This is a genomic window from Achromobacter sp. GD03932 (genome assembly GCF_029839485.1).
Lineage (GTDB): Bacteria > Pseudomonadota > Gammaproteobacteria > Burkholderiales > Burkholderiaceae_B > Achromobacter > Achromobacter bronchisepticus_A.
Window position 1 is genome coordinate 42792 of record NZ_JAOCAT010000043.1, and the last position, 6194, is coordinate 48985.

Genomic DNA, 6194 nt, shown 5'->3' on the forward strand with positions numbered 1-6194 from the left:
ACATGAAACAACCGAATCCGATATCCGCCTTGGTGTCCTTGTTGGCGCGCGTCTGCATTTCGGTCGGGCTGGTGGCCGGCGCGGGCGCGGCGCACGCCGAACGGCTCAAGGATCTGGCTTCAATCCAGGGCGTGCGGGGCAACCAGCTGATCGGCTATGGCCTGGTCGTGGGCCTGGACGGCAGCGGTGACCAAGTGCGGCAGACGCCGTTCACGCAGCAAAGTCTGACCAATATGCTGTCGCAGCTGGGCATCACCGTTCCGCCCGGCAGCAATATGCAGTTGAAGAACGTGGCCGCGGTCATGGTCACGACCACGCTGCCGGCTTTCGCCCGCCCGGGGCAGACGCTGGACGTGGTGGTGTCGTCCATGGGTAACGCCAAGAGCCTGCGCGGCGGCACGTTGCTGATGACTCCGCTCAAAGGCGCCGACAGCCAGGTCTACGCCATCGCCCAGGGCAATATCCTGGTGGGCGGCGCGGGCGCCTCCGCCGGCGGTTCCAGCGTGCAGATCAACCAGTTGAACGGCGGACGCATCAGCGCCGGCGCCATTGTCGAGCGCGGCGTGCCCACCACGTTCTCGCGCGACGGCTACGTTTACGTGGAACTGAACAACACCGATTTCGGCACGGCGCAGAATGTGTCCATGGCGTTGAACCGCAAGTTCGGCCAAGGCACCGCCACCGCCCTGGACGGGCGCGTGGTGCAGGTCCGTACGCCGATGGACCAGGCGTCGCAGGCGCGTTTCCTGTCGCAGCTCGAAGATTTGCAGGTGACGCGCGCGCCCACCGTGGCCAAGGTCATCATCAACGCCCGGACGGGTTCGGTCGTCATGAATCGTACCGTCATGATCGAAGAGGCCGCCGTGGCTCACGGCAATCTGTCGGTCATCATCAATCGCCAGAACCAGGTGTCTCAGCCTGACACGCCGTTCACGGAAGGGCAGACCGTAGTGGTGCCCAATACCCAGATCGAGGTGCGCCAGGAAAACGGCTCCCTGCAGCGCGTGAGCACCAGCGCCAATCTGGCGGACGTGGTCAAGGGCTTGAACGCCTTGGGCGCCACGCCGCAGGACCTGCTGGCGATTCTGCAGGCCATGAAGACCGCCGGCGCCTTGCGCGCCGAACTGGAAATCATCTGACGGCCATGGCCTACACCAATGATGCGGCGCGCGGCGCCAGCCGGCAGGATTCGGTCTTCGACATGGGCCGCCTGTCGGACTTGAAGCGCGACGTCAAGAAAGATCCTGAGGGGACCGAGCAGCAGAAGCAGGTCGCCAAGCAGTTCGAGGCCCTGTTCCTGCAGATGATGGTCAAGCGCATGCGCGAGGCGACGCCCAAGGAGGGGCTGTTCGACTCGCAGCAGACGCAGATGCTGCAGTCCATGGCGGACGAGCAACTGGCCTTGCATCTGGCGTCGCCCGGCATCGGATTGTCTGGTGCCATCTTGGCGCAGATGCAGCAGGGCACGCCTGGCGAGCTGGGCGCGGATGCCGTCAAGCGCCTGGGAGAGGGTTCGGATCTCGATTTCCGCTCGGCCGGCTCGCGCGAAGTCTCGGCCCTGTTGAATGTGATGCGCAACAACAGCGCGCAGAACCGGGCGCTGGCCGCCGCGGAAGGCGCGCCCGACCACGTGGTCGCTTTCGTGTCCAAAATGTCGCGCGCCGCCAATCTCGCTTCCCAGCAAAGCGGCGTGCCGGCCCGCCTGATCATGGGCCAGGCGGCGCTGGAGTCGGGCTGGGGCAAGCGCGAGATTAAGCACCAGGACGGCAGCACCAGCTACAACCTGTTCGGCATCAAGGCGGGTTCCAGCTGGAAGGGTCAGGTCGTCAACGTGCTGACCACCGAATACGAAGATGGCGTCGCGAAAAAGGTGACGCAACCTTTCCGCGCCTACGCGTCCTACGAGGAATCGTTCGCGGATTACGCCCGGCTGATCGGCAACAGCCCGCGCTACGAGGGCGTCACGCAGGCGCGAAACGAGATCGAGGCGGCGCGCCGGATCCAGGATGCGGGCTATGCGACGGATCCGCAGTACGCGCAAAAATTGATCGGCGTGATGAGCCAGCTGCGAGGCGCGGCATCCAAGGTGGAAATTTCTCGCCAGATGCTGGAAGGACTCTAAATTCCGATCACCTCCTGCCGTTAATTGGATATCCAGGCATATCAGCGGTTAAATACGGGGCATTGTCAGCATGAACATGTATAAATTGGCACTGGGCGGGCTGAACGCCGCTCAGGCAGGCTTGGCCACCACCAGCCACAATATCAACAATGCCACCACGGCCGGGTACAACCGCCAGCGCGTCATGGTTTCGACCGCCGGCGCTCAGGCCACCAGCAACGGCTTCATCGGCCGTGGCGTGCAGGTCGACACCGTCGTGCGCAGCTACGACAGTTTCCTGTACAAGCAACTGGTCGGCGCGCAGGGTAGCGGCGCCCAGCTTCAGACCCAGTTCGACCAGGTCTCGCAGATCAATAATCTGTTTGCCGACCGCACGGTGGGCATCGCTCCCGGCCTGACCAATTTCTTTACCAGCATGAACACGGTCGCCAGCAAGCCGGCTGACCCGGCCGCACGCCAGGATCTGTTGGGAAAAGCCAATAGCCTGGCCACGCAGATCCGTTCGGCTTATTCGGAAATGCAGAACCAGCGCATGGGTTTGAATGCGCAGATCACGACCACGGTCGACCAGGTCAACAGCTATCTGTCGCGTATCGACGACTTGAATCAGCAGATTTCGCTGGCGACGGGCAAGGCTGGCGGCAGCCCCCCGAACGATCTCCTGGATCAGCGCGACCAGGCGGTGATGGAACTGAACCAGTTGGTGGGCGTCACCACCTACGAACAAGGCGACAAGATCAGCATTTCGCTGGCCAACGGTGGCCAGGCGCTGCTGTCGGGCAATACGATCTACCCCTTGCAGGCGGTGTCTTCGTCCCAGGATACTAGCCGTACTGTCATCGCCTACACCTTGCCTGCTGGCGCCGGCAAGACGGTTGCGGTGGAATTGAATGATGCGGAAGTGACCGGCGGCAAGCTCGGCGGCCTGCTCCAGTTCCGGGCATCGTCCCTGGACGTCATGCAGAGCCAATTGGGCCAGATGGCGGTAGGCCTGGCTTTGTCCTTCAACGAACAGCATAAGCAAGGGCTCGACCAAAGCGGCAAGCCCGGCACGGACTTCTTCGGCATCAGCAACCCGCAGGGCGTGCCGAACGCGAACAACAAGGGCAACGCGCAGATTTCCGGTCAGTTCACCGATCTGAACAACATCAACGCCAAAGACTACGAAATCTCGTTCGATGGCAGTTCTTACCGGGTGTTGCGCATGCCGGAAGGCACGCAAGTCTACAACGGCCCGGCCACCGGCACGCCGCCCTCGGCGACGCTCGACCTGCGGTCCGAAATGGGCGTGACCTTGACGATCGATGCACCGCCTCAGGCGGGTGACAAGTGGTCCTTGTCCCCCACGCGCGACGCGGCCCGCGACCTGCAAGTGCTGATCACGGATCCCGACAAGATTGCCGCGGCTGACGCCGCCGGCGGCGACAGCAACGGCAAGAACGCCCTGAAGCTGGCGCAACTGCAAACTGCAAAGGTGTTGGGCCGCGGCACGATGAACATTACCGAGATGTTCTCCCAGGTGGTCAATACCGTTGGCGTGCAGACCGCGCAAATCAAGACTGCTGCCATCGCGCAGGGGAATCTGATCGCGCAGAAGACCGCAGCGCAGCAGGCCGTGTCGGGTGTCAACTTGAACGAAGAATACGTCAGCCTGTCGCTGTACCAGGAACAGTATCAAGCCAGCGCCCGCATCATTGATGTGGCCAGCACCATGTTCGACACGTTGCTGGGTCTGCGCGGCTGATCGAATCATTGACTCGTGACCAATAAAGATAAATCCGGAGCTTCACCATGCGCCTGAGCACCTCGATGATGTACTCGAATGGCCTGAAGGGCGTTCTCTCTCAGGAATCCGACATGAACCGCCTGGTCGAACAGGTGGGCAGCGGCCGCAAGTTCCTGAGTCCGGCGGATGATCCGCTGTCGGCGTCGCTGGCGATCAACGTCGCCCAGACGCAGGCAATGAACTCCACCTACCAGCTGAACCGCAATACTGCCAAGACCAACCTGTCCCAGGAAAACAACATCCTGGATTCGGTCACGACCGCGCTGACTGATGTGCGCACCCGGGTGATCAATGCAGGCAACGGCACGTTCGCGGACAGCGACCGTCAATCCCTGTCGACGGCCCTGAAGAGTGCGCGCGACGCCTTGCTCGGCCTGGCGAACAGTACGGACGGCAACGGTCAGTACCTGTTCTCAGGCTACCAGGGCGGACAGATTCCTTACGCGCAAGACGCCACGGGCAAGATCGTGTATAGCGGAGCCACCGGCGAACGCACCGTGCAGATCGACCAGTCGCGCCAGGTTTCCTCCAGCGACATTGGCAGCGACGTGTTCAGCCGGGCTAACCCTGGTTCGCAAGCCTACGTCAGCACCGCTGCGGCGGCGAACACCGGCACCGCCCAGTTCAGCACCGTATCGGTGACGCCCGGCAGCGCCAACATCGGCAAGAATTTCAGCTTGCAGTTTGAAGCGGACCCGGCCACGGGCACCATGGGCTATCGGGTGACGACGACGGATCCGAACGCGAATCCGCCGGTTCCGCCTGTGATCACGCCGATGCCGCCTGCAGCTCCCACGGCTTATACCGAGGGCTCCGCGATCGATCTTGGCGGAATCTCGGTGGTAATCAAGGGGGCTCCCCAGAACGGTGACGTGATCAACGTGGAGAGCATCCAGTCGGCCGACGTGGACCTGTTCAATACGCTTGACAGCCTGATCAAGGTGCTCGATTCCCCCATCGCGGGCGACGAGGTTGCGCTTGCGAGGCTGAACAACGAATTGGCGACCGCCAATAAGAAACTGGCGAGCAATTTCGACAATGTGCAGACCGTGGCGGCGTCTGTCGGCGCCCGCGTGAATGAAATTGAAGCGCTGGACGCGACCGGCACGAACAAGGGCCTGTCCTATAGCAAATCGCTGTCCGATCTCGAAGACCTGGATTACTACGCGGGCGCTAGCCAGCTTGCGCTGCGCCAGGTGGCGTTGCAAGCGGCCTCGGCTGCGTTCATGACCATCCAGGGATCGAGCCTGTTCAGCCGCAAGTAGCAATGCGGTAGGTCCAAAAGCGCGCCCTCGGGTGCGTAGAGTTGCGCCTTTGCGGACGCTACTGGCCAGGGGCCGGGGCGTCCGTGTGTGCGTGCAGGGTAGGAAATTGTCGTCTCACATTGCTTAACGCTCGGATATTCCATGCTTGTCAACTTGAAAGTCCGCACCTGTCTCGTTCTGGTGTTGCTGCTCTTCACGGGCGCCATGTTCATATCCAATGGCGTGGCGTGGATGGGGCTGAACTCGAGCAATGAGAAGCTGGAGCGGGTCAACGACGCCTACTCCACGCAAGCCTCGCAACTGAACCGTGCTTACATCCTGTTCCTGCGCGGGCGCTTGTTGCTGGCGACTTCCCTGATGGATCTGCAGCAAGGAAAGACCGAACAGGCAATCTCGCAGGCCAAGCGTGCGGAAGGCTTGATGCAGGAGGGCGCCCAGGCGCTGGATGCGTACCGCAAGGCACCGCGTCTGGAAGGCTCGGATGCTCTGAATCAAAAGCTGGAAAGCGCCTACAAACAGTTCGACGGCGTGGTCAAGCGTCAGGCGGCCGCGTTGTCGACCATGGCCGTGCAGGATTACCTGGATCTGAACGATGCCGGCAGCGCAGCGAACACCGCGCTGAGGGAAGCGGTGGGCGGTGTGCTGGCGCATATCGACTCCACCACCGACGAGCTGGTGGTGCAGGCCGAGACGGCCCACGGCGTGTCGCGCACGGTCACGATCGTGATGCTGGCGATCGCTCTGGCCCTGGCAGTTGGGTGCTGGCTGTTCATCAGCCGGACCGTGCTGCGCCCGCTGCGTGAAGCAGGGGATCATTTTGAAAAGATTTCGGCCGGCGATTTCACCGGTCGCATCGATGTGCGCAGCACCAACGAGATCGGCCAGTTGTTTGGCGCGATCAAGCGTATGCAGGAAAGCCTGACCCGCACCGTGGCGCTGGTGCGCCGTGGCGTGGACGAGATCAACGTGGGCTCGCGCGAGATCTCGGCGGGCAACACGGACCTCTCCAGCCGCACTGAGC

At 62.4% G+C, this 6194-nt stretch carries 5 protein-coding genes; all 5 read left to right on the top strand.

What is annotated here, in order from left to right; genetic code table 11:
- Window positions 1–2: 2 nt before the first annotated feature.
- Entirely contained in the window at window positions 3–1139 is a 1137-nt protein-coding gene (locus N5C88_RS28645) for a flagellar basal body P-ring protein FlgI (RefSeq protein WP_059374452.1), read from the top strand.
- 5 nt (window positions 1140–1144) lie between these two features.
- Window positions 1145–2122: a flagellar assembly peptidoglycan hydrolase FlgJ gene (gene flgJ, locus N5C88_RS28650; RefSeq protein ID WP_280016704.1), complete on the top strand. Its 978-nt coding sequence runs from the start codon at window positions 1145–1147 to the stop codon at window positions 2120–2122.
- 70 nt (window positions 2123–2192) lie between these two features.
- Window positions 2193–3866, top strand: a complete 1674-nt coding sequence (gene flgK, locus N5C88_RS28655; RefSeq protein WP_118934109.1) for a flagellar hook-associated protein FlgK — start codon at window positions 2193–2195, stop codon at window positions 3864–3866.
- Between the two features lie 47 nt (window positions 3867–3913).
- Window positions 3914–5173 (top strand): flagellar hook-associated protein FlgL, encoded by a 1260-nt coding sequence (gene flgL / locus N5C88_RS28660; protein ID WP_118934111.1) that lies wholly within the window; start codon window positions 3914–3916, stop codon window positions 5171–5173.
- Between the two features lie 141 nt (window positions 5174–5314).
- A partial coding sequence (locus N5C88_RS28665) for a Tar ligand binding domain-containing protein (protein ID WP_280016705.1) occupies window positions 5315–6194 on the top strand: 880 nt, incomplete at its 3' end.

What these genes read in the sequence shown, in the direction of transcription:
- flgJ (WP_280016704.1), top strand. Translation starts at nt 1,145, where the DNA reads ATGGCCTACACCAATGATGCGGCGCGCGGCGCCAGCCGGCAGGATTCG.
- flgK (WP_118934109.1), top strand. Translation starts at nt 2,193, where the DNA reads ATGAACATGTATAAATTGGCACTGGGCGGGCTGAACGCCGCTCAGGCA.
- N5C88_RS28645 (WP_059374452.1), top strand. Translation starts at nt 3, where the DNA reads ATGAAACAACCGAATCCGATATCCGCCTTGGTGTCCTTGTTGGCGCGC.
- flgL (WP_118934111.1), top strand. Translation starts at nt 3,914, where the DNA reads ATGCGCCTGAGCACCTCGATGATGTACTCGAATGGCCTGAAGGGCGTT.